Source organism: Curtobacterium sp. MCLR17_051 (assembly GCF_003234395.1).
Lineage (GTDB): Bacteria > Actinomycetota > Actinomycetes > Actinomycetales > Microbacteriaceae > Curtobacterium > Curtobacterium flaccumfaciens.
The window spans coordinates 65,254-90,264 of record NZ_QKTA01000003.1 but is presented as its reverse complement, the minus strand read 5'-3'; the positions used below and the strand labels follow the sequence as shown (position 1 = coordinate 90,264).

The window sequence follows — 25,011 nt, the reverse complement described above, 5'->3', positions numbered from 1 at the left end:
CTCAGACGACCCGCTCCGGCCGCCACTACAATCGACCGCGGGCCGATCCGGGCCCTCCGCCGAGCACCCAGGAGCGACACGTGGCGAACGACGAGGCCGAGTTCGGGACCGAGCTGCGGGGGTACCGCCGCGACGAGGTGGAGCGTTCGCTGAACGACCTGCGCCGCGAGCTCATCAAGTCGAACAACGACCGCGCCGACGCCGCGAAGGAGATCCGTCTCCTGCAGGCCCGGGTCTCCGAACTGCAGGGCGAGCTCGACGAAGCCGGCACCCCCACGTACAGCGGACTGGGCACCCGCCTCGAGTCCACCCTGCGTGTGGCCGAGGAGCAGTCGACCCGCCTCATCAGCCAGGCGGACATCGACGCCCAGCGCCTCCGTGCCTCGAGCCGTTCCGAAGCCGAGCGCACCGTCCGCGAGGCCCAGGAGGAAGCGCGCGACACCCTCGAGGACGCCCGCACCCGCGCCACCAACGAACTGACCCGCGCCCGCGCCGAGGCAGCCGACACCGTCGAACGTGCCCGCGCCGAGGCCGGTCTGCTCACGCAGGACGCCCGCAACGAAGCCGCCGCGATCCGCGGGGCCGCCGTGACCGAGGCCGCCGAGGTCCGTTCCGTCGCCATCCGCGAGACGAACGCGCTGCGCGCCCAGGTCGAGCACGAGGTCGCCGAGCTGCGCGAGATCGCCCAGCGCGAGTCCGCCGACGCCCGCACCGCCGCCGCCGAGCTCGACCGCGAGACCGAGCACCGCCGTTCGGTCTTCGAGGCCGACCACGCCCGCCGCACCGAGGACCTCGACCGCGAGGAGACGACCCGACGCGAGGCCCTCGAGCGCGAGGTCACCGAGGGTCGTGCCGCCTGGCACCGCGAGCGTGACGAGGAGCAGCAGGCACACGCGCTGGCACTCGAGACCGGTCGCGCCGAACTCGAGTCCGAGGTCACGCGCCGACGCGCCGAGCTCGACACCGAGGTCGCCGACCGCCGCCGCGAGCTCGACGAGGAACTCGCCGCCGCTCGCGCCCAGTGGGACCGCGAACTGGCAGCAGCCCGCACCGCTTTGGAGCAGGAGATCGAGGCGGCCCAGGCGCAGCTCCGCGTCGACGAGGAGCAGACCCGCGTCGAGAACGCGCGCCTGGTGCAGGAGACCGCCGACCGGATCGCCCGTGAACTCGAGGAGCACGACGCCCGGATCGCGCAGGAGCGCGCCGAGGCCGATGCGTCAGCCGAGCGCGCCGTCCGGGAGCACGAGAACGCCATCGCCGCCCGACGCGAGCGCGAGCACGCCGAGGTCGACACCGAGATCGCCGACCGCCGCACCGCCGAGCTCGGGGTGCTCGAGGCCGAGCGCACCGCCCTGCGGCAGGAGATCGACACCGCACGCGCCGCCCTGGTCAAGGAGCGCGACGAGGTCCGTGCCGAGATCGCCCGGGAGCGCGACGAGGCCCGCACGACGCTCGAGTCGGAACTCGCGTCCCGCCGCGACGACGCCGAGCAGGACTACCTGCGGAAGCACCACGAGACGGTGACCGAGACGCAGAAGTACCTGGACGAGGCCAACCTGCAGCTCGCCGAGGCCACGCGCCGCGCGACCGAGGCCCGCGAACGCGCCGAACGCCTGCAGCAGGAGGCCGACGACCTCGAGCGCACCAGCACGGCCGAGGCCCAGGAGCACGCCCGCACCATCGTCGCCGACGCGCAGGACCGGGTGCACCGGATGGTCGCCGACGCAGAGGAGCGCACCGCCGGCGTCATCGCCGAGGCCGAGGACCGCCTGGCGGCGATCCGCACCGAACGCGAAGCCGTCGCGGGCTACCTCGAGAACCTCCGCGGCGTCCTCACGAACGCCACGGGCCTGCTCGGCACGGCACCCGCCGCGGCGTCCGCTGCGGACGCTGACGACGACGTGGACGCGACCGACCGCTGACGGTCCACGGCCTGGAGGCGCGACCCGCGCCTCCAGGCCGTCCCACCTGGTGCAGGTGGCAGGCCGCAGGGCGTCGTGCGGACGCGCTCAGACGGGCCAGTGGGTCGGCAGCGGGGCGCTGCCCGGCACGACGAGGTCGGCGATCGCGTCGAGGACGATCCGCACGTACCGCTCCCCCACCCACAGGTGCTTCGCACCGTCGACGGGCACGACCCGGACGTTCGGGGCGAGCGCGAACCGTGCCGCCGCGGCCTCGGGCTGCAGGAAGTCGTCGTGCTCGGGGACGAGCGCCACGACCGGGACCCCGACGGCAGCCCAGCGGGCGAGCTCCTCGTCCGAGGTGCGGTGCAGCGGCGGCGACAGCAGGACGACACCGGCGACCGTGCCGGCCTCGACGTGCTCGAGCGCGTGCTTGAGGATCACCTCGGTGCCGAAGGACCACCCCACCAGCCACGGGGTCGGCAGGCCGCGGTCGACGACCTCGGCGACGGCGGCACGCAGGTCGAAGCCCTCGGACACACCATCGCCGAAGACACCCTCGGACGTGCCGCGCGGAGACGTGACGGACCGGAAGTTGAACCGCAGCACCGCGATGTCGGCGAGGGCGGGCAACCGTGCCGCGGCCTTCTTGAGGACGTGCGAGTCCATGAACCCGTGCGCGGTCGGCAGGGGGTGGAGCGTGACGATGGTCCCGCGGGCCGGGCTGTCGGCCGGCTCGGCGAGTTCACCGACGAGCGTCAGGTGGTCATCCGTGACGAGCTCGACATCGGTGCGACGGGCCGGCAGCACGGTGGCGGACCGGATCTCGGTGTCGTGCGGCACGTCGTGCTCGGTCATGCGATGCTCCAGCAGTGGTTGTGCCAGTGCCGGCGCGACGCCAGGTCGGCAGCATCGCCGAGCACGCCGTCCGCACGCCAGACCACCACGTGGGCGGTGCCGGGCAGGACGCTTCCGCCGCACCCGGGGCAGATGTACTCCTTCTGCGCCGACGCGGCCGAGATCGGCTGCACCTGGTACTCGCGACCGTGGCGGACCTCGGTGCGCTTCCACGAACTCATCAGCCGGTCGAGGGTGGTCTCCTCGTCAGGCTCGACGTCGCGACCACGGGGACGCCGCGGTCGGTTGCTGCGCGGCACCCGAGCAGCCGATCAGTACCAGTTGTTGGCCTGGCTGTGTCCCCAGGCACCGCAGGGGGTGCCGTAGACGCCGGCGATGTAGTTGAGACCCCAGGTGATCTGCGTCGCCGGGTTGGTCTGCCAGTCGGCGCCGGCCGTGGCCATCTTGCTGCCGGGGAGGGCCTGCGGGATGCCGTACGCACCGCTGGGGTTGTAGGCGTTCACCCGCCAGCCGGACTCCTTGTTCCACAGCGAGACCAGGCAGTTGTACTGGTCGGTGCCCCAGCCGCGAGCTGTGACCTGCTGCAGGGCGATCGCCTGTGCACTGCCCGGGTCGGGCGTCGCAGCGGTCGCGGCGAGCGTGTTGGCGGCCGAGACCGGCTGGTTCTCGGTGGCCGCGGCGTCCGCGCTGTCGTCGGTGGTCTCGGCGTCGGCGTCGGCTTCGTCCTCTTCGACGACGGGCTTGACGACCTTCGGGGCCGGGACGGTGACGTCGTAGCCGTCACGGTCGGCGGCGGCCACGGCGTAGGTGCCGTGCGCGGTGTACTGCTGCGGCGCCGGCGGCGTCTTCACGAGCACCGGGGTGTCGACGGCGGCCTGTGCCACGTCGGCCTGCAGCGGGTTGAACAGCGAGCCGCCGACGAACAGGAACACGCCGACGAAGGACATCATCGGGGCGATCGCGCGCTTGCGGGCGACGGCGTTCACCGACGACGCGGTGGGCTTCACGAGCTTCGGCGTCGCACGGCGCTGCACCGTCGCGGTGCGCTGCTTCGCGGGACGCTGGTCGGCGTCGACCAGAGCATCGTGGGCGAAGGACGCCACACGCTCGTCGGAGACGCGGGTCGCCGCCACCGACTTCGGCGTGGCGACCGGATCCGTCGTCGCGGGCGCTGCCTGCGGGGTCACCCCGAACGCCGACGTCTCCGTCGTGCGGGTTCGCTGCATTGCCGCGCGGCGCTCACCGGAAGCCTGGAGGCTGAGGTGCTCGCGGGTATCGCGGTCGGAGCTTGAGTCTGCCGTGTGCCTGCCCATGAGTAGGACCAGGGTAACGGAACGATCACGGAAAGCGAAGCACCTGGGGACAGCGCGTCGTCACCGGACAGCGAGCATCACTTCGACGACGGCGTCGAGCAGCGCGTCGACCTGCGCCTCGCGGTACCCGCCGTGCTTCGGGCGGAAGACGATCGAGCGGACCTCGGTGAGGCTGAGCGGCTTGCCCTCGCGGAAGTACCCGGCGAGCCGGGCGGCGAACGCGTCGACGTCCTTCGGGTGGTAGCCGGTGCCGAGCACGCTGACCCGGCTGAACCGCTGCCCGTCGGGCCGCTCGAGCCGCGCCACGACGTCGGAGGCCTTCGTCCGTGCCTCGGCGTACCAGGCCTTCTTGCCGACCTCGCTCATCTCCCGCTCACGCTCGCGTGCCGCGAAGGCGTCCTCGAGTCGCTCGAGTGCGGCGTCGACGTGCGACGTGGAGTAGCCGCCCTTGCGCATCGAGAACGCCGTGGCGCGGATCTTCGCGGCCTCGATGCCGGGGGCGCTGTCGTCGGCGGAATACGCGCGCCGGGCGTCCTCGAGGAAACGCTCGACTTCGTCGACGTCGTAACCGAGGGCGGAACGGGCTGCGGTCGGGAAGGTGGTGGCCACGGCGTCATTCTGCCAGTCCCCGACCGTGGCACAACCTGGACGCGCTGAGTGCGGCGTTCAGCCCGGCCCGACAGCGGTCAGTGGTCAGTGGTTGACGACGAGGTACAGCACGTAGGCGACGGCGGCGGACGGCAGGATGCTGTCGATGCGGTCGAGCAGGCCGCCGTGTCCGGGCAGGAACGACGAGATGTCCTTGATGCCGAGGTCGCGCTTGATCATCGACTCGGTCAGGTCGCCGAGCGTGGCCGAACCGGAGATGAGCACACCGAGCAGGACACCGGTCCACCAGGGCAGCCCGAGCATGAACACGGCCACCAGGATGCCGACGACGATGCTCGCCGCCACGGACCCGGCGAAGCCCTCCCACGTCTTCTTGGGGCTGATGCGGGGAGCCATCGGGTGCTTGCCGAGGTTCAGCCCGGTGGCGTACGCGCCGGTGTCGACCGCGACGACGACGAGGATGAACCCGATCACCCAGAGGTTGCCGTCCGGCTGGGCGGAGAGCAGCACCACGCAGGCGCCGAGCAGGGAGATGTAGGCCTGCACGAACAGCCCGTTCGTGAGGTCTCGGGCGACGTTGCCAGCCGGGGGCTTCTGCCGCGCGACGGCGACCTCGACGAGTCGCCAGACGCTGATCAGGACGATGCCGCCGAGCAGGGTGAACAGCGCCGCGACCTGGCCGAGCAGGAACGCCGCCGGCACGATCGCGATCGCGACGGCGACGCTCGGGATCCGCGGGACGTCGCGGCCGGCGAACCGCATCGCGCTCGTGAGTTCGTAGACGCCGACGCCCAGCAGGAACGCCGCGACGACCATGAAGGACGGCGGCCAGAGGAGCAGCGTGCCGAGCATCACGACCGCGAACGCGAGCGCGATGCCGATCGCCGCCGGCAGGTTGCGCCCGGTCCGCGCGGTCAGCGCTTCGTTGCGCGCGCCGAAGTCGGCCTTGCGCTGGCGGAGCTGCGCCTCGAAGTCGGTGCGCGCCGCTCGTGCGCGCGCATCGAAGTCCTGACGGAGCCCCTTCTTCACGGGCCCGCTCGACGCGGGCCCGTGCTCTGCTGTGGGGCGGTCATCGCCCTGGTCGGAGCGACGCATCAGACCTCGAGGAGTTCGGCTTCCTTCTTCTTCAGCGACTCGTCGATCTGGTCGACGTGCTTCTTCGTCAGGGCCTCGAGGTCCTTGTCGCCGCGCGAGATCTCGTCGTCGGAGATCTCACCCTTGAGTGCGTCGAGGTCGTCCTTGGCCTTGCGGCGGATGTTCCGGACGACGACCTTGTGGTCTTCGCCCTTCGTCCGCACGAGCTTGACGAACTCCTTGCGGCGGTCCTTGGTGAGCTCCGGGATCGTCACGCGCACGATGTCGCCGTCGTTCGTCGGGCTGGCGCCGAGGTTCGGGAACGTCGCGATCGCGCGCTCGATCTCCTTGAGCGCCGTCTTGTCGTACGGCGTCACGATGAGCGTGCGGGCCTCGGGCGTCTGCAGCGACGCGAGCTGCGCGAGCGGCGTCGGCGTGCCGTAGTACTCGACCGGGATCTTCTGGAAGAGCGCCGCGTTGATGCGGCCGGTGCGGACGGTCGAGAAGTCGTCCTTGGCGACCTCGACAGCCTTCGCCATCTTCTCGGTGGCTTCGGTCAGGACATCACTGATCACGGTGTTACTCCTTCGGTACTGGCGTCGAGTCTAGTCAGCGCCGGGGGTCAGTTGCTGACGACGGTGCCGATGCGCTCGCCACGGATCGCGGCCTGGACGTTGCCGTCGCCCTCCATGCCGAAGACGTGCATCGGCATGCCGTTGTCCATGCAGAGCGAGAACGCGGTGGCGTCGACGACCTTGAGGCCCTTGAGCAGCGCGTCCTGGTAGGTCACGTGGTGCAGCTTCTCGGCGGTGGCGTCCTTCTTCGGGTCGGCGGTGTACACGCCGTCGACGCCGTTCTTGGCGACGAGGACCTCGTCCGCCTTGATCTCGAGCGCACGCTGCGCCGCCACCGTGTCCGTGGAGAAGTACGGCAGTCCGGCACCGGCGCCGAAGATGACGACCCGGCCCTTCTCGAGGTGCCGCTCGGCGCGCCGCGGGATGTACGGCTCGGCGACCTGGGTCATCGCGATGGCGGACTGCACGCGGGTCGCAGCGCCCGCCTGCTCGAGGAAGTCCTGCAGCGCGAGTGCGTTCATCACCGTGCCGAGCATGCCCATGTAGTCGGCGCGCCCGCGGTCCATGCCGCGCTGCGAGAGCTCGGCTCCGCGGAAGAAGTTGCCCCCGCCGACGACGATCGCGATCTCGACCTCACGCGCGGCGACGGCGATCTCCTTGGCGATGGTGCCGATCACGTCGGGGTTCACCCCGAGGGAGCCGGCGCCGAACGCCTCTCCCGACAGCTTCAGCAGAACGCGGCGTCGTCCGGTCTTCTCGTCGGTCATCTGGTCCGCACCCTTCGTCGTGGTCTCGTGGAAATGTACTCGCGGATGTGTCGCGCGCGTGTCGTGCCGGCGCGCGCGAAAAACGGGGCCAGGAACCTGGTTGGTTCCTGACCCCGTCACGGGTTCGTTACGCGCCGACCTTGACGCGGGCGAAGCCCTGGATCGTGATGCCGGCGTTCTCGGCGGCCTTCGCGACGGAGATCTTGTTGTCCTTCGCGTAGTCCTGGTCGAGGAGCGACACCTGCTTGATGTAGGCGTTCACCCGGCCCTCGACGATCTTCGGGAGCGCAGCCTCGGGCTTGCCCTCTTCGCGCGTGATCGCCTCGACGGTCGCACGCTCCTTCTCGATGGCCTCGGCCGGGACCTCGTCGCGGGTCAGGTACGTCGGGTTCGCGAACGCGACGTGCTGGGCGATCGAACGTGCCTCGGCGGCGTTGTCACCCTCGTACGCGATGACGACGGCGATCTGCGGCGGCAGGTCCTGGCTGGTCTTGTGCAGGTAGATCTCGAAGGCCGAGCCCTCGACACGGCGGACCGTGCGGACCTCGAGCTTCTCGCCCAGCGCGGCAGCCGACTCGTTGACGACCTCGAGGACGGTCTTGCCGTCCAGCGGTGCGGCGTTGGCGGCAGCGACGTCGGCGGCACCGGCAGCGGCGACCGCGCCCAGCACCTTGTCGGCGAGGGTCGTGAACTTCTCGTTCTTCGCGACGAAGTCGGTCTCGCTCGCGAGCTCGACGACCGTGGCGGCGCCGTTCTCGGAGGTCGCGACGACGACACCCTCGGAGGTGGCACGGTCGTCGCGCTTGGCGACGGCCTTGGCACCCTTGATGCGGAGCAGCTCGACGGCCTTGTCGTAGTCGCCGTCGGCCTCGACGAGCGCGTTCTTCGCGTCCATCATGCCGGCGCCGAGGTCCTCGCGGAGCTTCTTCACGTCAGCAGCGGTGAAGTTTGCCATTGACTGGAGTCCTTTCTGGACTGTACGTGTGTGGAGAGTGGAGTGCAGTCGGGGCGCCGGACCCGGTGGGGTCCGGCGCCCCGGCGACTCACTCGGCGGGGGTGGTCTCCGCGGCTGCCTCGGCCTCGGCCGTCGGCTCCGCGTTCTTCGCCTCGTCGGCGATCGGCTCGCCGATCTCCTTCGCGGCGACCTGCGCGTCAGCGTCGTTCTCCTCGACGGGGGCGGCGGGCGCCTCGGTCGTGGCGGCGGTCTCGCCACCGAGGAGCTCCTGCTCCCACTCGGCGAGGGGCTCGCTGGCCTCGTCCTCGTCGCCACCGTTGTGGCGGGTCTTCAGGCCCTCGGCCGCGGCGTCGGCGACGATGCGGGTCAGGAGGCCGACGGAGCGGATCGCGTCGTCGTTGCCCGGGATCGGGTACGTGATCTCGTCGGGGTCGCAGTTGGTGTCGAGGATGCCGATGATCGGGATACCGAGCTTCTGCGCCTCGTCGACGGCGAGGTGCTCCTTCTTGGTGTCGACGATCCAGAGCGCGCTCGGGGTCCGCGTGAGGTTGCGGATACCACCGAGGGTCTTGTGGAGCTTGTCCAGCTCGCGCTTCTTGATGAGGAGCTCCTTCTTGGTGAAGCCCTTCGTCGTGTCGTCGAAGTCGATCTCCTCGAGCTCCTTCATGCGCGCGAGGCGCTTGGAGACCGTCTGGAAGTTCGTGAGCAGACCGCCGAGCCAACGCTGGTTGACGTACGGCTGGCCGACGCGGGTCGCCTGCTCGGCGATGGAGCCCTGGGCCTGCTTCTTGGTGCCCACGAAGAGGATCGTGCCACCGTGCGCGACCGTCTCCTTGACGAAGTCGTACGCGCGGTCGATGAAGGCCAGCGACTGCTGCAGGTCGATGATGTGGATGCCCGAGCGCTCGGCGAGGATGAAGCGCTTCACCTTCGGGTTCCACCGACGGGTCTGGTGTCCGAAGTGGACGCCGCTGTCGAGCAGCTGGCGGATGGTGACGACGGCCATGTGCCGTCCTCCTTCTGTGTTCTCGGCGCGCAGCCGTGCTCTCGCACGTCGCTGCGGACCTGTTGCGGTTGTGTCGATCACGACCGTCGGTCGTGGTCCCTGGTGTCCTGGCACGCGACCGCCCGCTCGTGAGAGCGGGACCGTTGGTCGGGTACCGAGCCCGTGAGGGCTTGGTGGACACGCGAAGTCAGCGCGCATCAGCACGCTGCTGGATAGATGCTAACAGAAGGGAGGCCCGGATCACGCGCGCCTCGCGGCTGACGTGATCCGGGCCTCCTGTCCGGCGATCCGTGCGGAACGGACGCGGTGCGCGACCGGCCGATCAGGCCTTGGCGTCCACCGTGTCGCCGTCGGCGGAGATGCCCATCTCCTCGAGCGAGCGGCCCTTGGTCTCCGGGATCTTGGCGATGACGAAGAACAGCGACAGCAGCGCGAACAGCGCGTAGATGCCGTAGGTGACCGTCAGGTTGAAGCCCGAGAGCACGGGGAACGAGATCGTCACGATGAAGTTCGCGATCCAGTTGGCGGCCGAGCCGATGCCCAGCGCCGTGGCGCGGATGCGGTTCGGGAACATCTCGCCGAGCAGGACCCACATGAGCGGACCCCACGTGGCGCCGAAGGACACCACGAAGAGGTTCGCGAAGATCAGCGCGATGACGCCCCACGAGCCGGGGAGGCTCGGGCTGCCGTCGACGATCGTCGCCTGCGAGAACGCGATGGCGACCATGGTGAGCGAGACGAACATGCCCGCGGAACCGGCGACGAGCAGCGGCTTGCGGCCGACCTTGTCGACCAGGAAGATCGCCACGAAGGTGACGGCGACGTTGACCACCGAGGTGATCGTGGAGATGAGGAACGAGTCCTCCTCCTTGAAGCCGACCGCCTGCCAGAGCGTCGTCGAGTAGTAGAAGATCACGTTGATGCCGACGAACTGCTGCAGCACGGCCAGGATGATGCCCACCCAGACGATCGGCTGGAGCCCGAAGCGGTTGCCCCGGATGGAGCCCTTCTTCTCGTTGGCTTCCTTCTTGATGCCGTCCTGGATCTCCTCCAGGCTCGTGTTCACGGTGTCGCGCGGGACGATCTTGCCCATCACCACGCGCGCATCATCCGCACGGCCCTTGGTGAGCAGGTAGCGCGGGGACTCCGGCAGCGTGATCGCCAGGACGCCGTAGACGACCGAGGGGATCACCCCGACCAGGAACATCCAGCGCCAGGCGGCCAGGCCCCAGACCTCGGCCGAGGCGCTGCCCGCGGTGACGGCGAAGAGCTGGTCGGACAGGAGCGCGGCGAAGATACCGAGCGTGATCGCCAGCTGCTGGAACGAGGCCAGCCGCCCGCGGATCGCCTTCGGGGAGACCTCGGAGATGTACGCCGGCGCGATGACCGAAGCGGTACCGATGCCGAGACCGCCGACGAGACGCCAGATCACGAGGTCCCACGTCGCGAACGCGAACGCCGAACCGATCGACGAGACGAAGAACAGCACCGCGGCCCAGAACATGATCCGGGTGCGGCCGTAGCGGTCGGCGAGGCGGCCGGCGAAGTAGGCGCCGAACGCGCAGCCGATCAGGGCCGATGCGACCGCGAAGCCGCTGGCCGCGTCGGAGAGGTTGAACTCACCCTTGATCGCGTCGACGGCGCCGTTGATGACGGACGAGTCGAAGCCGAACAGGAAGCCACCGACCGCCGCCGCGATGGCGAACAGGGTGACCTTCCCCTTGAACGCACGGTCTTCGCCGTGCCCGGTGGTCGTGGTGGACACGATGCTCCTGGGTTCTGCCGCCGTGCCGGTGTGCAGCACGGTGCCCCGGCGGTCGGCTGGTTCGCCGTCCGAGCGGCGTTGCGTGTTCCGGAGCGGCCCCGACTGTACTCCTCGCTCGGGATCTGGTCATAACCGGGGCGTGATCGGGACGGCGCGGGGCTTGCGCGCCGACGCGGAACGACACTGTCGCCGTCGTACGACGTCGGTTCTGTCGTTTCCGTCCTCGGCACGTTCCTCCCCAAGCCTGGAGGCGCGACTCCCCCTCCACGGATCGCCCCCGCCCGCCCCGGGGCCGGGTTCCACCGCCCAGGCTGGGGACATGCGATCGAACGCACGTCCCGTCCTGCTGTCCGTGGTGTGCGCGGCGGTGCTGGGCGGGACCGCGGTGTTCGGAGCCGCGCCGTCGACGGGCGCCGGGGCGTCGGTGGGCGCCGGGGCGTCGGTGGGCACTGCGACCGATTCGGGCCGGGTCGAGGCTCGCTGGATCTGGCCCACCGGGTCGCGGGTGGTCGAGCGCGCCTGGGAAGGACCGTCCTCGGACTACACCGCCGGCCACCGGGGCCTCGACGTCCCGGCAGCCCTCGGCAGCACTGCCTCGGCGGTGGACGACGGCACGGTGGGGTTCGCCGGCGCGGTCGGCGGCCGCACCGTCGTGACGATCGACCACGGCGACGGACTGGTCAGCACGCTCGACTCGGTGACGCCCCTGGTCGCCGCCGGGGACGAGGTCGTGCAGGGCGCGCCGGTCGGGCGCGTCTCGGTCGGGCACTGTCCGGCGTCGGCACCGTGCCTGCACCTCGGTGCTCGCGTCGACGGTCGCTACGTCGACCCGATGGCGTACCTGCCACCAGCCGAGTGGCCGGTGCTCCTGCCCGAGTCGGCCTGGCCCGGGTGAGTCGAGCCGACCGGAAGCCGATCGGAAGCTGACCTGCAACCGACCGGGACGCACGTCGGCCCACCGTCAGGCGCGCGGGTGCGCCGTTCGGTAGACCTCACGCAGCCGCGCCGACGACACGTGCGTGTAGATCTGCGTCGTGCCGAGGCTGGCGTGACCGAGGAGTTCCTGCACCGCGCGCAGGTCCGCTCCCCCGTCGAGCAGGTGCGTCGCCGCGGTGTGCCGGAACGTGTGCGGCCCGCTCGGCCCCTCGCCCGGCAGGTCACCGAGCAAGCGCGCCACCACGCGGTAGGCACTGCGGACGCCGAGTCGGGCGCCACGGTCGCCGAGGAACAGCGCCGTGCCTGCCGGTCCCTCCGCCCGTACGGCGAGGGCGGGCCGTCCGCGCTCGAGCCACGCCTCGAGTGCGTCCCGTGCCGGCACCCCGAACGGCACCACGCGTTCCTTCCCGCCCTTGCCGAGCACCCGCACGGTCAGGCGTCCGCGATCGACGTCGGTCACGTCGATCCCGACGAGTTCGCTGACCCGGATGGCCGCCGCGTACAGGAGCTCGACGAGGGCCAGGTCCCGCAGCGCCGTCGGGTCGTCCGTCGCCGCCCGGGCACCGAGCCCGTCGAGCAGGACGCGCACCTGGTCGGCCGACACGACGCGGGGAAGGTGCGCCCCGCCCTTCGGTGCACGGAGCCGGACCCCCGCGTCGGTCGTCGTCACCCCGGTCTCGCTCGCCCACCGCGTGAACGCCCGCACGGACGAAGACCGCCGAGCGATCGTCGACCGGGCGAGCCCCCGGTGGTCGGCGTCCCACAGCCAGTCACGCAGGAGCTCGAGCTCGACGTCGGCGACGCGGTCGACCCCTCGGGTGTCCGCGAACGCCACGAGCTGCTCGAGGTCGTTGGCGTACGCGCGCAGGGTCTGCTCGCTGAGGCCCCGCGCGTGCCGGGCGTGCCCGAGGAAGGCGTCCACCGCCACCACCAGTCGACCGTCCGTCCGCGCAACCACGACGTCAGCGTACGGCTGTCGACCGTCATGCCCGGCCCCACCCGCCGCCGCTCGCGACGACGAGTCCCTGCAGCTGCGCCAGGGCGAGCGCGTCGGCGACGTCGGCCGTCGACATGCCCGCCCGACGGGCGATCTCGGCCTCGGGCAGCGCGCGACGGCCGAGCGCGTCGAGCACCCGGAGCACCTCGGGGTCCTGCCGACCGGACAGGAGCGGTTCGTCCGGCACCGCTCCCCCGCTCGTCCCGGTCGCCGGTCTCGCCGCCGCGACCGGATCGCCGGGGTGCACGACGATCTGCGCCCGTCCCTGTGCGATGAGCCGGTGGCACCCGACCGATGCCGAGGACGCGAACGCTCCCGGGACCGCGAACACCGGCCGGCCGAGCTGCGCTGCGTGGTGGGCGGTGTTGAGCGCCCCGGACCGGGCGCCCGCTTCGACCACGACCGTGACGTCGGCCAGCGCGGCGATCAGCCGGTTCCGGGCGAGGAAACGCCACCGCGTCGGTCGCGTCCCCGGTGCCGACTCAGCGAGCAGCGCCCCCTGCCGCGCCACGTTGTGGAGCAGCTGCGCATTCCCCACCGGGTAGAGCTGGTCGATGCCACCGGCCAGGACGGCGACCGTGGGCGTCCCGGCGGCGACGGCGACACGGTGCGCCACCGCGTCGATCCCGTAGGCGCCCCCGCTCACGATGAGGAATCCCGCGTCCGCCGCGGTCGAGGTGATCTCCGCCGCGGCCTCGGCACCGGCCACCGTGTTCGCCCGGGACCCCACGACCCCCAACGCCGGCATCCCCTCGCCGAGGCGTGCACCCGTGCTGCGCGTCCAGAGGACCACCGGGGCGTGCGGCCCGAGGTCATCCATCGCGGGCGGCCACCCGTCGCTCTCGGGGACCAGCAGTCCGGCTCCGACCGCACCGGCCGCCGCGAGCACGTCGCCCACCTCGACGGCGGCCAATCGGGGCCGCCAGCGTTCCACCGCGGTCTGCAGCACGCCGAGCAGCACCGCTGGGTCCTCCGCACCCGGCACCTCGGCGTCGACGCAGCATCCCAGCAGTGAATCGAAGTCTCCGTCCGCGGCGAGCAGCACCGCACCGAGCGCACGCTCGGGTCCGAGGCCGGTGAGGAGCTCTCCGGCGACGGAGTCCCCCGGTTCGACGATGGCCGACCAGGCGACCCGTGCCGCGGCCTGCACCGGATCCACCGCGGCACCGCTCCGTCCCAGCAGGCGCGCCACGGTGTCGAGGAGCTCCGTGCCCGCCGGCATCACAGCGCGCTCCGCAGGGCCAGGGCGCCGCGGACGTGCGCACCCGTGGGCCGCTCCACCGCGTCGAGGTCGGCGAGCGTCCACGCCAGGCGCATCACACGGTCCCACCCGCGCATCGTCAGGGTCCCGAGGTCGAGTGCGCGGTCGAGGTCCGCCGTCGACCAGGGTTCGATGCGTCCCTCGGCTCGGAGCCACGTCCCGGTGACCTCGGCATTGCGCGTCCATCCTGTGCCGTGCAGTCGCTCCGCCATGCGGGCTCGTGCTGCCGCGACCGCCGCACGCGCGACCGCCGTCGTCGGGGTGCTGCCGTCCGCGTCCCGCATCCGACCCGTCGTCACCCGGGGCACCAGCACCCGGATGTCCATCCGGTCGAGCAGCGGCCCGGACATGCGGCCGAGGTACCGGCGGACGGTGCTCGGCGAGCACTCGCACGGCTGCCCGTGCGCACCACCGGCGTTGCCGCACGGACAGGGGTTCGCCGCCAGGACGACCTGGCAGCGTGCGGGGAACTCGGCCGCTCCCGCCGCACGGTGGATCGTGATCCGCCCGGACTCGAGCGGTTGCCGGAGCGCGTCGAGCACGGCCCGCGGGAACTCCGGTGCCTCGTCGAGGAACAGGATGCCCCCGGTGGCGCGCGACACGGCTCCGGGGCGCAGGACCCCGGATCCGCCGCCGATGAGCGAGACCGCCGACGCGGAGTGGTGCGGGGCTTCCCACGGTGGCTTCGTGCTCCACGACGCGGGGCCCAGCCCGGCGACGGACCGGACGGCGGCGACCTCGAGCGCGGTCTCGTCGTCGAGGTCGGGCAGCAACCCGGGCAGCCGTTCGGCGAGCATGGTCTTGCCCGCGCCCGGTGGCCCGAGCAGCAGTGCGTGGTGTCCCCCGGCCGCCGCGGCAATGAGTGCTCGGACGCCGACCGGGTTCCCCACGACGTCCGACAGCTCGGCTACGGGACGCGGCACGGCCGTGACCGGGACCGGCAGCACCGGGTCGACCTCGACCGTCGGCAGGAGCGCCCCGGCGTCGATCGCCGCCGCCCGCAACGAGTCCACGCCCCGGATCCGGACCCCGCCGACCACACGGGCCTCGGTCAGGTTGCCGACGGGCAGCACGACGCGGTCCACACCGGCGTCGCGCGCGGCGAGCAGCATCGGGATCACGCCGGGGACCGGACGCACCCTGCCGTCGAGGCCGAGTTCGCCGATGTAGACGATGCGCTCCGAGACGTCCGGCGCGAGACCGGCACCGGCGAGCACGGCCATCGCGATGGCGAGGTCGAACCCCGAACCGCGTTTCGGGATCGCCGCCGGGGTCAGGTTCACGGTGATCCGGCGGGCGGGCAGCGGGCACCCCGCGTTCGCCGCCGCGGATCGCACACGTTCCCGTGCCTCACCCAGCGAGGTGTCAGGCAGACCGATGATGCTGAACGCCGGCAGCTGACTGGTCAGGTGCGCTTCGACCTCGATCCGCCGACCGGTGACCCCGAGCAGCGCGACCGCTGCAGCGCGCCCGATGCCGGTCATAGCACACCCGCCAGGTGCTCGACGACGGTGCGGGGACCGTCGACGTGGACCGCGACGACGTCCACCCGGACCGCGCGCGCCGAGACCTCGGGATGCGCGTCGAACCACTCGGGCACGAGTCGCCGCATCCGGGTGAGCTTCGCCGCCGTGATCGCCTCGAACGGGTGGCCGGTGGCGGCTCCGGAACGGGTCTTCACCTCGATGAAGGCGAGCGTGCAGGAATCCCACGCGACGATGTCGATCTCACCGCGCGCACATCGCCAGTTCCGCTCGAGCACGCGGAATCCCCGGGCTTCGAGCCAGGCCACCGCTCGTTCTTCACCGAATCGTCCGAGTCGGCCGTTCCGGAGCGACCGCCCCGGTGCTCGTTGCACGTCTTGTTCCATGTCGTTGCCTCCACGACAACGATCTCCGGAACGCACACACCGAACGGCGGACTCGGAGAGTCTGTGGAATCAGTGCGGACGAATTGCCCCTGTGGAGGAAAGAAGAAGGACCCGGGCGATCGAGATCACCCGGGTCCTGCTGCGACGAGCGTCAGTGCGCTGCTGCGTAGGCTTCCTGCACCTGCGTCGAGATGCGCCCGCGGGAGGAGACTTCGTACCCGTTCTCCTTGGCCCACTCGCGGATCTTGCCGAGTTCTTCGGAGTTGCCGCGCTTCGGGGCGGACTTCGGCGCGGAACCGCCGCCGGTGCGACGACCGGAGACCTTGCGCGCTGCGGCGATGTAGTCGGAGATCGCCTCGCGGAACTTGTCGACGTTGTCGTTCGACAGGTCGATCTCGTACGACGAGCCGTCGAACGCGAATTCGACCGTCCGGCCTTCACCGGTGGTGATGGGGGAATCGTCGAGGTCGTCGACGAGCTGGACGGTGACCTTCTGTGCCATGGGGTGCTCCTGTTCGTGGGGCGGTTATTTCCCCATCAGAATAGCGCGCACAATTCCCCGGCGGTCCGGATCAGCGGCGATTCACCGAGAAAGAAGCAGGAGAAAGGAAATTGACGATCACTCGTCGAGTGCGAGTTCCTTCGGCAGTTCGAGTTCGCGCGTCGTGAGTTCCTCGACATTCACGTCCTTGAACGTGAGTACCCGGACACCCTTGACGAACCGGTCGGAACGGTAGACGTCCCAGACCCAGACGTCGTTCATCGTCAGTTCGAAGTAGAAGTCGTGCTCCGTGTCACGGCGCACGAGTTCGACCTCGTTCGCCAGGTAGAAACGGCGCTCCGTCTCGACCACGTAACGGAACTGCGACACCACGTCGCGGTACTCGCGGTACAGGGCCAGCTCGACCTCGCGGTCGTAGTCGTCGAATTCGTCCTCATCCATTGCGCCCACAGTCTACGGCGACGGAGGCCCGTGCGGACGACGGGCTCAACCGGCGAGGGCGTCGAGTTCGTCGAACCCGTCCAGCGCGACGCTCGAGGCCTGGTGCAACCACGACTTCCGGTGCAGCGCGTGCGCCCCGATCGCCCGGATCGCGTCGTAGTGCGCCGTCGACCCGTAGCCCTTGTTCGACACCCACCCGTAGTGCGGAGCCTCGTCGTGCGCGGAGATCATGAGCGCGTCACGAGCGACCTTGGCCACCACGGACGCCGCGGCCACCGAGGCGCAGTCGCGGTCGGCCTTGACCCGGACGACGACCTCGAGCGGATCGGCGGCCGGACGGAGCGACGCGGGCAGGGCACGGCTCAACCAGTCGAACGAGCCGTCGAGCACCACCACCGCGCCGTCGAGCGACACCCCGTCGGCGACCAGGGAGCCGAGCGCCTGCGCACCGGCTGCACCGAGAGCGGGCACGATGCCCTGCTGGTCGACGAAGTCAGCCGAGGCCATGCCGACCGACGTGCGCGCCCAGCGCTGCACGACGGGCACGAGGTCGGTGCGGCGCGCTTCGGACAACAGCTTCGAGTCCGCGAGCCCCTGGGGCACACGACCGATGTCGAGCGTCACAGCAGCCACACCGACGCCGACCGGACCGGCGATGGCGCCACGGCCGACCTCGTCCATGCCGATGACCGTCACGCGGCCCTCGGCGAGCAGACGTTTCTCGAGCCGGAGCGACGGACGGACGGCGGTCACTCGTCGCGCTCCTCCACGCCGGCGAACACCTCGGGGTGGTCGTCGAGCCACGTCCAGCGGCTCGCCGGCCACGAGATGACGAACGCGCGACCCGTGACGTCGGACATCGGGACGAAGCCCTTCGACGGGGTGTCGCCGTTGTACCGGGAGTCCTTCGAGTCGTTCCGGTTGTCGCCCATCACCCAGATGGTGCCCTTCGGCACGGTGACCGAGAAGTCGGTCGCCGAGGCCGGGGCGCCGGCGGGGAGCTTCAGGTACGGCTCCTTGATCGGCACACCGTTCACCGACATCTGCCCGAGGTCGTTGCAGCAGGACACCTTGTCACCGGGCAGACCGATGACGCGCTTGATCAGGTGGTCGTCGCTGTCACCGGTGCCGAGACCGACCTGGGTCAGCGCCCAGTCGATGGCCTTCGCGGGCTGGGTGTCCGGCGTGACGCTCGGCACCTCGGACCCGGTGAGCCAACCGCCCGGGTCCTTGAAGACGACGACGTCTCCCCGCTTCAGTGCCACGGCGCCGGGGACGAGCTCGTTCACGATGACGCGGTCGTTGATCTGGAGCGTGTTCTCCATCGACGCCGACGGGATGTAGAACGACCGGATCAGGAACGTCTTCACCAGGAACGACACGAGCAGTGCCGCGATGAAGATGATGACGAGGTCGCGGAGGAATGTGAGGACACCGTTCCGTTGCTTCTCGGCACGTGGCCTGCGCCCGGAATCCTCTGTCGTGTCCGTCATTTCCGCTCTCGTTCGAACCACTGACTCCCCGCAAATGGGAAGAGCCCCCCGTCGATGCACAACCGTACATGGACGAGGGGCTCGCAGCGGCGTCCGGCTCGCGGACGTTCACTGTGAAGGCGATCAGGCGTCGCGCTTCTCCTTGATCTTGCGGCGGGCCGCCTTGCCGCGGAGCTCGCGCAGGTAGTAGAGCTTCGCACGACGGACGTCACCCTTGGTGACGATCTCGATGTGGTCGATGATCGGCGAGTGCACCGGGAACCAGCGCTCGACGCCGACCTGGAAGCTCACCTTGCGGACCTTGAAGGTCTCGCCGATGCCGTGGCCCTGACGGCCGATGACGACTCCCTGGAAGACCTGGATACGCGAGCGCGTGCCTTCGATGATGTTGACGTGCACCTTGATGGTGTCGCCGGGACGGAAGTCCGGGACGTCGGTACGCAGCGATGCTGCGTCGACGTTGTCGAGGAGCTGGCTCATGGTGGGTTTCACTCTCTGCGGACGCGCACGGGTCGCCGCGGATCGAAGGTTCGGAAAGTGGTGGTGCGTGCCCGGTGTCGGCGACTCCCCCGTGGCAGAGTCCAGCCAGGGCACAGCGTTCAATACTGCCACAGAGAGCGCGGGAGACAAAACGACGAGGATGGACCCATGATCGAACTCCGCACCCCCGCCGAGCTGGACGGACTGCGCGTCGCCGGTCGGTTCGTGGCCGACGTCCTCGACGAGCTGCTCGAGACCGTCGACGTCGGCGTCAACCTGCTCGACCTCGACCGCGTCGCGGCCCGGATGATCGCCGAACGCGGCGCGGAGAGCTGCTACGTCGACTACCACCCGTCGTTCGGCATGTCGCCGTTCGGCAAGAACCTCTGCACCTCGGTGAATGACGCCGCCCTGCACGGCCTGCCGCACGACCACACCCTGCAGGACGGCGACCTGGTGAGCCTGGACTTCGCCGCGAGCATGGACGGCTGGGTCGCGGACTCCGCCGTCAGCGTCCAGGTCGGCACACCGCGCGACGAGGACCAGGCACTGATCGCCACGGTCGAACGGGCACTGGCCGCCGGCATCGCCCTGGCGGCTCCCGGCAACAAACTCGGCGACGTCTCGCACGCCATCGGTCACGTGGCGCACCAGGCCGGTCACGACGTGAACCTGCAGTTCGGCGGGCACGGCGTCGGTCGCACGATGCACGGGGACCCGCACGTGCCGAACGACGGCCGCCCGGGTCGCGGCCTGAAGCTCCGGCCGGGTCTGGTCGTCGCGATCGAGCCGTGGCTCATGCAGACGACCGACGAGCTCTACCAGGACGACGACGGCTGGACGCTGCGCAGCGTCGACGGCTCGCGTGCCGCGCACGTCGAGCACACGGTCGCGGTCACCGAGGCCGGCCCCGAGGTCCTGACCCTGCGTCGCGCCCAGCGCGACCAGTAGCGAGCCTGGAGGCGCGGCACCAGCTGGCACCGCGCCTCCAGTCCGTCACGCGTCGTCCCCACCCCACGGAAGCGACAGATCTCGCGGCCCGCGGACCGTCACAACAGCGAAAGCGACAGATCTCCGCGGATGTTCCGCGGAGATCTGTCGCTTTCGCGAGACGGGTGACGCTACGCGTCGGGCAGCAGGTCCGGACGGACGCGCCGCGTCCGCTCCAGCTGCTGCTCGTGCCGCCAGGCACCGACGCGGGCGTGGTGCCCGCTGAGCAGGACGTCGGGGACGTCGAGGCCGCGCCACGACGCGGGCTTGGTGTACGAGGGGTACTCGAGCAGGCCGTCCTCGTGGGACTCCTCGACCAGCGACTCGGGGTTGCCGACGACACCGGGGACGAGTCGTCCGACGGCCTCGATCATCGCCATCGCAGCGACCTCGCCGCCGTTCAGCACGTAGTCGCCGAGCGAGAGCTCGACGACGGTGGCGCGCGACGACGCCCACTCGAAGACGCGGGCGTCGATGCCCTCGTACCGCCCGCAGGCGAACACGAGGTGCTCCGACGTCGACGCGAGCGACCGCGCGATCGACTGCGTGAAGGGCGTGCCGGCCGGCGTCGGGACCACCAGGGTCGACGAGCCGTCGGGGCGGAAGAGCGCCTCGAGCGCCTGCGCCCACGGCTCCGGCTTCATCACCATGCCGGCGCCACCGCCGTACGGGGTGTCGTCGACGGTGCGGTGTCGGTCGGTGGTCCACGACCGCAGGTCGTGCACGTGCAGGTCGAGCAGACCGCCGGAGCGGGCCTTGCCCAGCAGGGACACGTCGAGCACGGAGAAGAACTCCGGGAAGATCGTGACGATGTCGATCCGCACGGGGACTAGTCCGTGACCGTCTCGGGGCGCGAGGTGTCCTCGGGGTCCTCGAACAGGCCCTGCGGGGGCGTGACCGTGACGGTGCCGGCCGCGATGTCGACCGCGGGCACGATGGCCGAGACGAACGGCACGAGGACCTCGCCGCGGGACGGCGTGTCGATCGCGAGCAGGTCCTGTGCGGGCATGTGGTCCACGCGGGCGACGGTGCCGACCTCGACGCCGTCACGCAGGACCTTGAGCCCGACGAGCTGGTGGTCGTACCAGGCGTCGTCCTCACCGGTCTCGGCGTCGGCGTCCTGCTCGACCCAGAGGATGATGCGCGCCAGGGACTCGGCCGCGGTGCGGTCGTCGATCCCGGCGAAGAACGCGACGGGGTGACCGTTGTACCAGCGGAGTTCGTCCAGCTCGAGGGTCTTGCCCGACCACGGTGAGTCGTCGGGGACCTGGAGCGTGAAGGTGGCGCCCAGGGTGAACCGACGATCCGGGTCGTCGGTGTAGAGCTCGAGCTTGATGCCGCCCTTGAGCCCGTGCGCCTTCGTGATTCGACCCACCCGGAGCTGGGTCGTCTCCCTAGGAATCGGTGTCCACCACGTCGACCCGCACGCGCTTGCCGTCGGCCAGGGCCGTGACGAGCGTGCGGAGCGCCTTGGCGGTGCGCCCGGCGCGACCGATCACGCGGCCGAGGTCCTCGGGGTGCACGCGCACCTCGAGGACCTCGCCGCGTGGGGAGGTGGAGCTGGCGACGCGCACGTCGTCAGGGTGATCGACGATCCCCTTGACGAGGTGCGTCAGCGCGGATTCGAGCAAGGACTACGCCTCGGTCGTCTCGTCGGCGGTCTCGGCGTCGTCGGCCTTGGCGGCGGGAGCCGTCTTCTCCGACTTCGGCTTGAGCACGGCCTTCTTCGAGGAGTCGACCTGGAAGGCCGGCTTCGGCTCGGCGACCTTGACCTTGGACTCCGTGTCCTTCTCGCCCTTGAACTTGGCCCAGTCGCCGGTCAGCTTGAGGAGGGCCGCGACCTGCTCGGTCGGCTGCGCGCCGACGCCGAGCCAGTAGAGCGCACGCTCGGACTCGATCTTGATGACCGAGGGCTCCTCGGTCGGGTGGTACTGACCGATCTCCTCGAGGACACGACCATCGCGCTTGGTGCGCGAGTCGGCGACGACGATGCGGTAGTAGGGCGCACGGATCTTACCGAGACGCTTCAGACGGATCTTGACAGCCACAATTGCTCCTGTTTGCTTTCGTTGTGGTTGAACTGGAACCGCGGGCGTGGGGGCACACACGGCGAAAGCTCGAGAGAGATCGCTCACAGCTGGATAGAGGGTCGAGCTGCGGCGATTCGACCGTTCATTCTTGCAGATTCCCGGCCGTGATGCGAGCCGACTCGCTACGGCGCGAGGCGCCGCACTGCTTCGAGGGCCTCGGACGTCGCCCGGACCGCGTCCACGCTCCGTGCGTCACGCGCGCCGCCGACGACGGCGTACGGCACGCCGGCGGCCTGGAGGCCCGTCACGAGTCCGTCAGGCGCGTCGCCCTCGGCGTCGGTCGCGCGCTCCTGCCCGGCGCAGACCACGACGGTGTCCGCCGGGACGCCGACCTCGTCCCCGTGCTCGTCGCGGATCCAGAGCACCCCGGGTTCGATGCGCAGGTACTCCTGCACGCCGCCGACCATCCGCACCCCGGCGTCCCGCAGCCGACCGATCGCGACCCAGCGCGAGGTGATGCCGATTCCCTGGCCGAACTTGCCCGAACGCCGGAGCACCGTCACCTGCGACCCCGGTCGGGTGGTGCGCCGTGCCGCGGGGAGGCGCTGCGGCACGTCGCCGACGAGCTCCTCGGACACGTCGAGGTCCCACCGGGCCGCGAACTCGGCGGCCCGGACGACCTCGTCGGGCGACTCGGTCAGGAACGCCGCGGTGTCCACGCCGATGCCGCCGCCGCCGATGATCGCGACGGTGCCCTCGGGTACGCCGTTCCGCAGGGCCTGCTCGTAGGACAGCACGTGCGGCAGGTCGCTGCCGGGGACGTCGATGCTCCGCGGGACGACCCCGGCCGCGAGCACGACGGCGTCGCTGTCGACGAGGTCCCGAGCCGTCGCCGGGCGTCCGAGGTGGATCGTGGCGCCCCGCTCCGCGAGTTCGGCACGTGCGGACCGCACCGTGGCGGCGTAGTCCTCCTTGCCCGGGACGAGTGCGGCGAGGCCGAACTGGCCGCCGAGGCGGTCGGACGCCTCCCAGACGGTGACGTCGTGGCCCCGTCGGGCGGCGTCCACCGCGGCGGCGAGCCCGGCCGGTCCGCCACCGACGACGTCGACGCGCTTCGGGTCGGTGGTCGGGCGGGCGGGGAAGGCCACCTCGCGGGCGGCACGGGGGTTCACGAGGCAGGACACCGGTGCGCCGATGATCGAGCGGTCGAGGCACGCCTGGTTGCAGCCGATGCAGGTGTTCACCAGGGCGAACCCGCCCGCGAGCGAGCGCGACACGATGGCGGGGTCGGCGAGGAACGGCCGGGCGAGGGCAACGGCGTCGATCAGGCCGTCGCTGAGCACGGCCTCGCCGTCGCGCAGGTCCGTCATCCGGTTCGAGGCGATCACGCGGACGTCCGGGTACGCGGACGCGCGCACCACCGCGGCGATCCGTGTCGCGTACGCCAGCCAGGCCCCGTGCGGCACCGAGGCCTGCACGGTCGGGGTGCGGGACTCGTGCCAGCCGATGCCGACCGAGATGCCGTCGAGTCCGAGCGGCAGCAGGTCGTGCACGAGCGCGTCGACCTCGTCCTCGGTCGACGAGCCGGGCATCAGGTCGGCGCCGGACAGCCGGATGGTCACGGCGAGCTCGGGCACCGCGGCGCGCACGGCCCGGACGACCTCGATCGCGAAGCGCCGACGCCGTTCCGCGTCACCGCCCCACTCGTCGTCGCGCAGGTTCGTCAGCGGTGACTGGAACTGGTTGATCAGGTACCCCTCGGACGCCATGATCTCGACACCGTCGAACCCGATCGCGCGCGCGGTGCGGGCCGCGGCGGCGAAGTCCTCGATGGTCCGCACGACCTCGGCCGACGTCAGCTCGGTCGGCACCACCCCGCGGGCGGCCGCCCACGGCAGGGCCGAGGGCGCCACGACGCGCTGCGGGTCGCCGTGCCGGTCGACCATGCCCGACGCGAGCGCGTACCGCCCGGCGTGGAACAGCTGCGCGAGGATCGTCCCGCCCTCGTCGTGCACGGCGTCGACCGCCACCCGGAACCGCTCGTCGGCTCCCCCGACGCCGAACACCGCGAAGTCCGGACCGCCACGGGCCTCGTCGTTCACCGCGATGCCGCCGGTGATGATGCACGCCGCTCCGCCGGCCGCCCGTTCGCGGTAGAAGGCGGCCATGCCGGCTCCGCCGTCGTCGTGCACCTCGAGCCCGGTGTGCATCGACCCCATCACCACCCGGTTCGCCAGGTGCAGGGGGCCGAGGGTCCAGGGTGACGCGACGGTCCGGAGGGACTCCGGCACGACGGGGGCGGAAGCGACGCTGCTCATGCGCCTATTCTGCGGTGTCCGCGGCCGGAGCGTCGGTCGGCAGCACCGCGTCGCGGAGGGGCGACATCGTGTCCGACCAGTACGGCGGGGCGATGACCGTCAGACCGCCGTCCACCGAGAGCACCTGCCCGGTGATGTACCCGGCCTTGTCCGACAGCAGGAAGTCGACGGCGTCGGCCATGTCGTCGGCCGTCCCGGGGCGCTGCAGCGGGAGCTTCTCGAGGACGGTGTCCATCGGCGCCTGCCCGGGGACCTTCGTGTAGAAGTACTCGAGCGAGTCGGTGTCGATGAGGCCGCCGTTCACCGCGTTGACGGTGATCTGGCGCGGACCGAACTCCACCGCCATGTACTTCATGTACGCCTCGCTCATGGCCTTGGCGGCACCGAGTGCGGCGTAGGTCGGGAATGCCCGGAGTGATCCGTACGAGGTCACGACGACGATGCGGCCACCCCGGTCCATGAGTTCCGCGGCGCGCTGGGCGCCGAGCACGAACGAGCGGGCGTTCGTGGCGTAGCTGCGGTCGAGGTGGTGCAGCTTGAGGTCGGCGACGGGCTTGAACGCGCTGGCGGCGGCGTTCGCCACGAACATGTCGAGGCGTCCGTAGGTGTCGCGCACCAGGTCGAACAGGGCGTCGATCGACTCCGGCTGCTCGATGTCGACCTGCGCCGTGATGCCGTCGCCGCCGGCCGCCCTGACGTCGGCGAGGGACTCCTCGGCCAGGTCGGCGTTGCCCTTGTACGTCACCACGACGGTGACGCCGCGCTGGCCGAGCTTCTGCGCGAGCAGGCGGCCGATGCCGCGCGAAGCGCCGGTGATCAGTGCGATGGGCGAGCTGAGTGCGATGGGTGCGTTGGTGCTGTCGGTCACTG

At 70.9% G+C, this 25,011-nt stretch carries 28 protein-coding genes; 3 read left to right on the top strand and 25 right to left on the bottom strand.

Features of this window, described 5'->3' with window-relative positions; translation table 11 throughout:
• Positions 1-80: 80 nt before the first annotated feature.
• A complete protein-coding gene (locus DEJ06_RS04730) occupies positions 81-1,922 on the top strand; it encodes a hypothetical protein (RefSeq protein ID WP_111038567.1) in 1,842 nt (613 codons plus the stop codon).
• Between the two features lie 87 nt (positions 1,923-2,009).
• Here DEJ06_RS04730 and DEJ06_RS04725 read toward each other — a convergent pair whose 3' ends face one another.
• The 10 genes from DEJ06_RS04725 to DEJ06_RS04680 all read right to left on the bottom strand — a co-directional run bounded on the left by DEJ06_RS04725 (position 2,010) and on the right by DEJ06_RS04680 (position 10,823).
• Complete coding sequence (locus DEJ06_RS04725) at positions 2,010-2,759, bottom strand: alpha/beta hydrolase (RefSeq protein ID WP_111038566.1); 750 nt, start codon at positions 2,757-2,759, stop codon at positions 2,010-2,012.
• Positions 2,756-3,058 carry a hypothetical protein gene (locus tag DEJ06_RS04720; protein WP_110863985.1) on the bottom strand — a complete coding sequence of 101 codons (303 nt, stop codon included), beginning with the start codon at positions 3,056-3,058 and terminating at the stop codon, positions 2,756-2,758. The genes DEJ06_RS04725 and DEJ06_RS04720 overlap by 4 nt, the downstream gene beginning before the upstream one ends.
• A gap of 12 nt (positions 3,059-3,070) precedes the next feature.
• The gene (locus tag DEJ06_RS18540; RefSeq protein ID WP_258372464.1) at positions 3,071-3,985 is read right to left on the bottom strand and encodes a lytic transglycosylase domain-containing protein; all 915 of its coding nucleotides are present in this window, start codon (positions 3,983-3,985) and stop codon (positions 3,071-3,073) included.
• Between the two features lie 147 nt (positions 3,986-4,132).
• Positions 4,133-4,681 carry a DivIVA domain-containing protein gene (locus tag DEJ06_RS04710; protein ID WP_071406375.1) on the bottom strand — a complete coding sequence of 183 codons (549 nt, stop codon included), beginning with the start codon at positions 4,679-4,681 and terminating at the stop codon, positions 4,133-4,135.
• A gap of 84 nt (positions 4,682-4,765) precedes the next feature.
• Positions 4,766-5,710, bottom strand: a complete 945-nt coding sequence (locus DEJ06_RS04705) for a phosphatidate cytidylyltransferase (RefSeq protein WP_111038634.1) — start codon at positions 5,708-5,710, stop codon at positions 4,766-4,768.
• 65 nt (positions 5,711-5,775) lie between these two features.
• On the bottom strand, positions 5,776-6,330 hold the full coding sequence (gene frr, locus DEJ06_RS04700) for a ribosome recycling factor (RefSeq protein WP_027465871.1): 555 nt from the start codon (positions 6,328-6,330) through the stop codon (positions 5,776-5,778).
• A gap of 47 nt (positions 6,331-6,377) precedes the next feature.
• Positions 6,378-7,097, bottom strand: coding sequence for a UMP kinase (gene pyrH / locus DEJ06_RS04695; protein WP_071406376.1), 720 nt, complete (start codon positions 7,095-7,097; stop codon positions 6,378-6,380).
• Between the two features lie 127 nt (positions 7,098-7,224).
• A complete protein-coding gene (gene tsf, locus DEJ06_RS04690) occupies positions 7,225-8,052 on the bottom strand; it encodes a translation elongation factor Ts (protein ID WP_027465873.1) in 828 nt (275 codons plus the stop codon).
• Positions 8,053-8,140: 88 nt separating this feature from the next.
• Positions 8,141-9,058, bottom strand: a complete 918-nt coding sequence (rpsB, locus tag DEJ06_RS04685; RefSeq protein ID WP_027465874.1) for a 30S ribosomal protein S2 — start codon at positions 9,056-9,058, stop codon at positions 8,141-8,143.
• 322 nt (positions 9,059-9,380) lie between these two features.
• Complete coding sequence (locus tag DEJ06_RS04680) at positions 9,381-10,823, bottom strand: sugar porter family MFS transporter (protein ID WP_258367097.1); 1,443 nt, start codon at positions 10,821-10,823, stop codon at positions 9,381-9,383.
• Positions 10,824-11,142: 319 nt separating this feature from the next.
• Between DEJ06_RS04680 and DEJ06_RS18195 the strand changes: the two genes are divergently transcribed.
• Positions 11,143-11,718 (top strand): murein hydrolase activator EnvC, encoded by a 576-nt coding sequence (locus tag DEJ06_RS18195; RefSeq protein ID WP_146247031.1) that lies wholly within the window; start codon positions 11,143-11,145, stop codon positions 11,716-11,718.
• 66 nt (positions 11,719-11,784) lie between these two features.
• On the opposite strand, the gene DEJ06_RS04670 is transcribed toward DEJ06_RS18195, so the two are convergent.
• The 9 genes from DEJ06_RS04670 to rplS all read right to left on the bottom strand — a co-directional run bounded on the left by DEJ06_RS04670 (position 11,785) and on the right by rplS (position 18,803).
• Positions 11,785-12,717 (bottom strand): tyrosine recombinase XerC, encoded by a 933-nt coding sequence (locus tag DEJ06_RS04670; RefSeq protein ID WP_111038564.1) that lies wholly within the window; start codon positions 12,715-12,717, stop codon positions 11,785-11,787.
• Between the two features lie 25 nt (positions 12,718-12,742).
• Positions 12,743-13,978, bottom strand: coding sequence for a DNA-processing protein DprA (gene dprA / locus DEJ06_RS04665; protein WP_111038563.1), 1,236 nt, complete (start codon positions 13,976-13,978; stop codon positions 12,743-12,745).
• Positions 13,978-15,501, bottom strand: coding sequence for a YifB family Mg chelatase-like AAA ATPase (locus tag DEJ06_RS04660; protein ID WP_111038562.1), 1,524 nt, complete (start codon positions 15,499-15,501; stop codon positions 13,978-13,980). The genes dprA and DEJ06_RS04660 overlap by 1 nt, the downstream gene beginning before the upstream one ends.
• The gene (locus tag DEJ06_RS04655; protein WP_244993148.1) at positions 15,498-15,875 is read right to left on the bottom strand and encodes a YraN family protein; all 378 of its coding nucleotides are present in this window, start codon (positions 15,873-15,875) and stop codon (positions 15,498-15,500) included. The genes DEJ06_RS04660 and DEJ06_RS04655 overlap by 4 nt, the downstream gene beginning before the upstream one ends.
• Before the next feature lie 163 nt (positions 15,876-16,038).
• Positions 16,039-16,389 (bottom strand): Lsr2 family protein, encoded by a 351-nt coding sequence (locus DEJ06_RS04650; RefSeq protein WP_017888250.1) that lies wholly within the window; start codon positions 16,387-16,389, stop codon positions 16,039-16,041.
• Positions 16,390-16,506: 117 nt separating this feature from the next.
• Entirely contained in the window at positions 16,507-16,830 is a 324-nt protein-coding gene (locus tag DEJ06_RS04645) for a DUF2469 family protein (protein WP_017888251.1), read from the bottom strand.
• A 45-nt stretch (positions 16,831-16,875) separates the two neighbouring features.
• Positions 16,876-17,583 (bottom strand): ribonuclease HII, encoded by a 708-nt coding sequence (locus tag DEJ06_RS04640; RefSeq protein ID WP_111038561.1) that lies wholly within the window; start codon positions 17,581-17,583, stop codon positions 16,876-16,878.
• The gene (gene lepB, locus DEJ06_RS04635; protein WP_027465880.1) at positions 17,580-18,323 is read right to left on the bottom strand and encodes a signal peptidase I; all 744 of its coding nucleotides are present in this window, start codon (positions 18,321-18,323) and stop codon (positions 17,580-17,582) included. Before lepB ends, DEJ06_RS04640 begins: the two co-directional genes overlap by 4 nt.
• Before the next feature lie 123 nt (positions 18,324-18,446).
• Entirely contained in the window at positions 18,447-18,803 is a 357-nt protein-coding gene (gene rplS, locus DEJ06_RS04630) for a 50S ribosomal protein L19 (RefSeq protein ID WP_017888254.1), read from the bottom strand.
• A 168-nt stretch (positions 18,804-18,971) separates the two neighbouring features.
• Between rplS and map the strand changes: the two genes are divergently transcribed.
• Positions 18,972-19,754 carry a type I methionyl aminopeptidase gene (map, locus tag DEJ06_RS04625; RefSeq protein WP_111038560.1) on the top strand — a complete coding sequence of 261 codons (783 nt, stop codon included), beginning with the start codon at positions 18,972-18,974 and terminating at the stop codon, positions 19,752-19,754.
• Positions 19,755-19,924: 170 nt separating this feature from the next.
• Here the strand turns inward: map and trmD are convergent, their stop codons facing one another.
• The 6 genes from trmD to DEJ06_RS04595 form a co-directional block, all read right to left on the bottom strand.
• Positions 19,925-20,617: a tRNA (guanosine(37)-N1)-methyltransferase TrmD gene (gene trmD, locus DEJ06_RS04620; RefSeq protein WP_110863975.1), complete on the bottom strand. Its 693-nt coding sequence runs from the start codon at positions 20,615-20,617 to the stop codon at positions 19,925-19,927.
• A gap of 5 nt (positions 20,618-20,622) precedes the next feature.
• Positions 20,623-21,168: a ribosome maturation factor RimM gene (gene rimM / locus DEJ06_RS04615; RefSeq protein WP_181436867.1), complete on the bottom strand. Its 546-nt coding sequence runs from the start codon at positions 21,166-21,168 to the stop codon at positions 20,623-20,625.
• 19 nt (positions 21,169-21,187) lie between these two features.
• The gene (locus DEJ06_RS04610; RefSeq protein ID WP_017888258.1) at positions 21,188-21,424 is read right to left on the bottom strand and encodes an RNA-binding protein; all 237 of its coding nucleotides are present in this window, start codon (positions 21,422-21,424) and stop codon (positions 21,188-21,190) included.
• 3 nt (positions 21,425-21,427) lie between these two features.
• Positions 21,428-21,841, bottom strand: coding sequence for a 30S ribosomal protein S16 (gene rpsP / locus DEJ06_RS04605; RefSeq protein WP_027465884.1), 414 nt, complete (start codon positions 21,839-21,841; stop codon positions 21,428-21,430).
• Between the two features lie 164 nt (positions 21,842-22,005).
• Positions 22,006-24,141, bottom strand: coding sequence for an FAD-dependent oxidoreductase (locus DEJ06_RS04600; protein WP_111038558.1), 2,136 nt, complete (start codon positions 24,139-24,141; stop codon positions 22,006-22,008).
• A gap of 4 nt (positions 24,142-24,145) precedes the next feature.
• Positions 24,146-25,009 carry an SDR family oxidoreductase gene (locus DEJ06_RS04595; protein WP_111038557.1) on the bottom strand — a complete coding sequence of 288 codons (864 nt, stop codon included), beginning with the start codon at positions 25,007-25,009 and terminating at the stop codon, positions 24,146-24,148.
• Positions 25,010-25,011 lie beyond the last annotated feature (2 nt).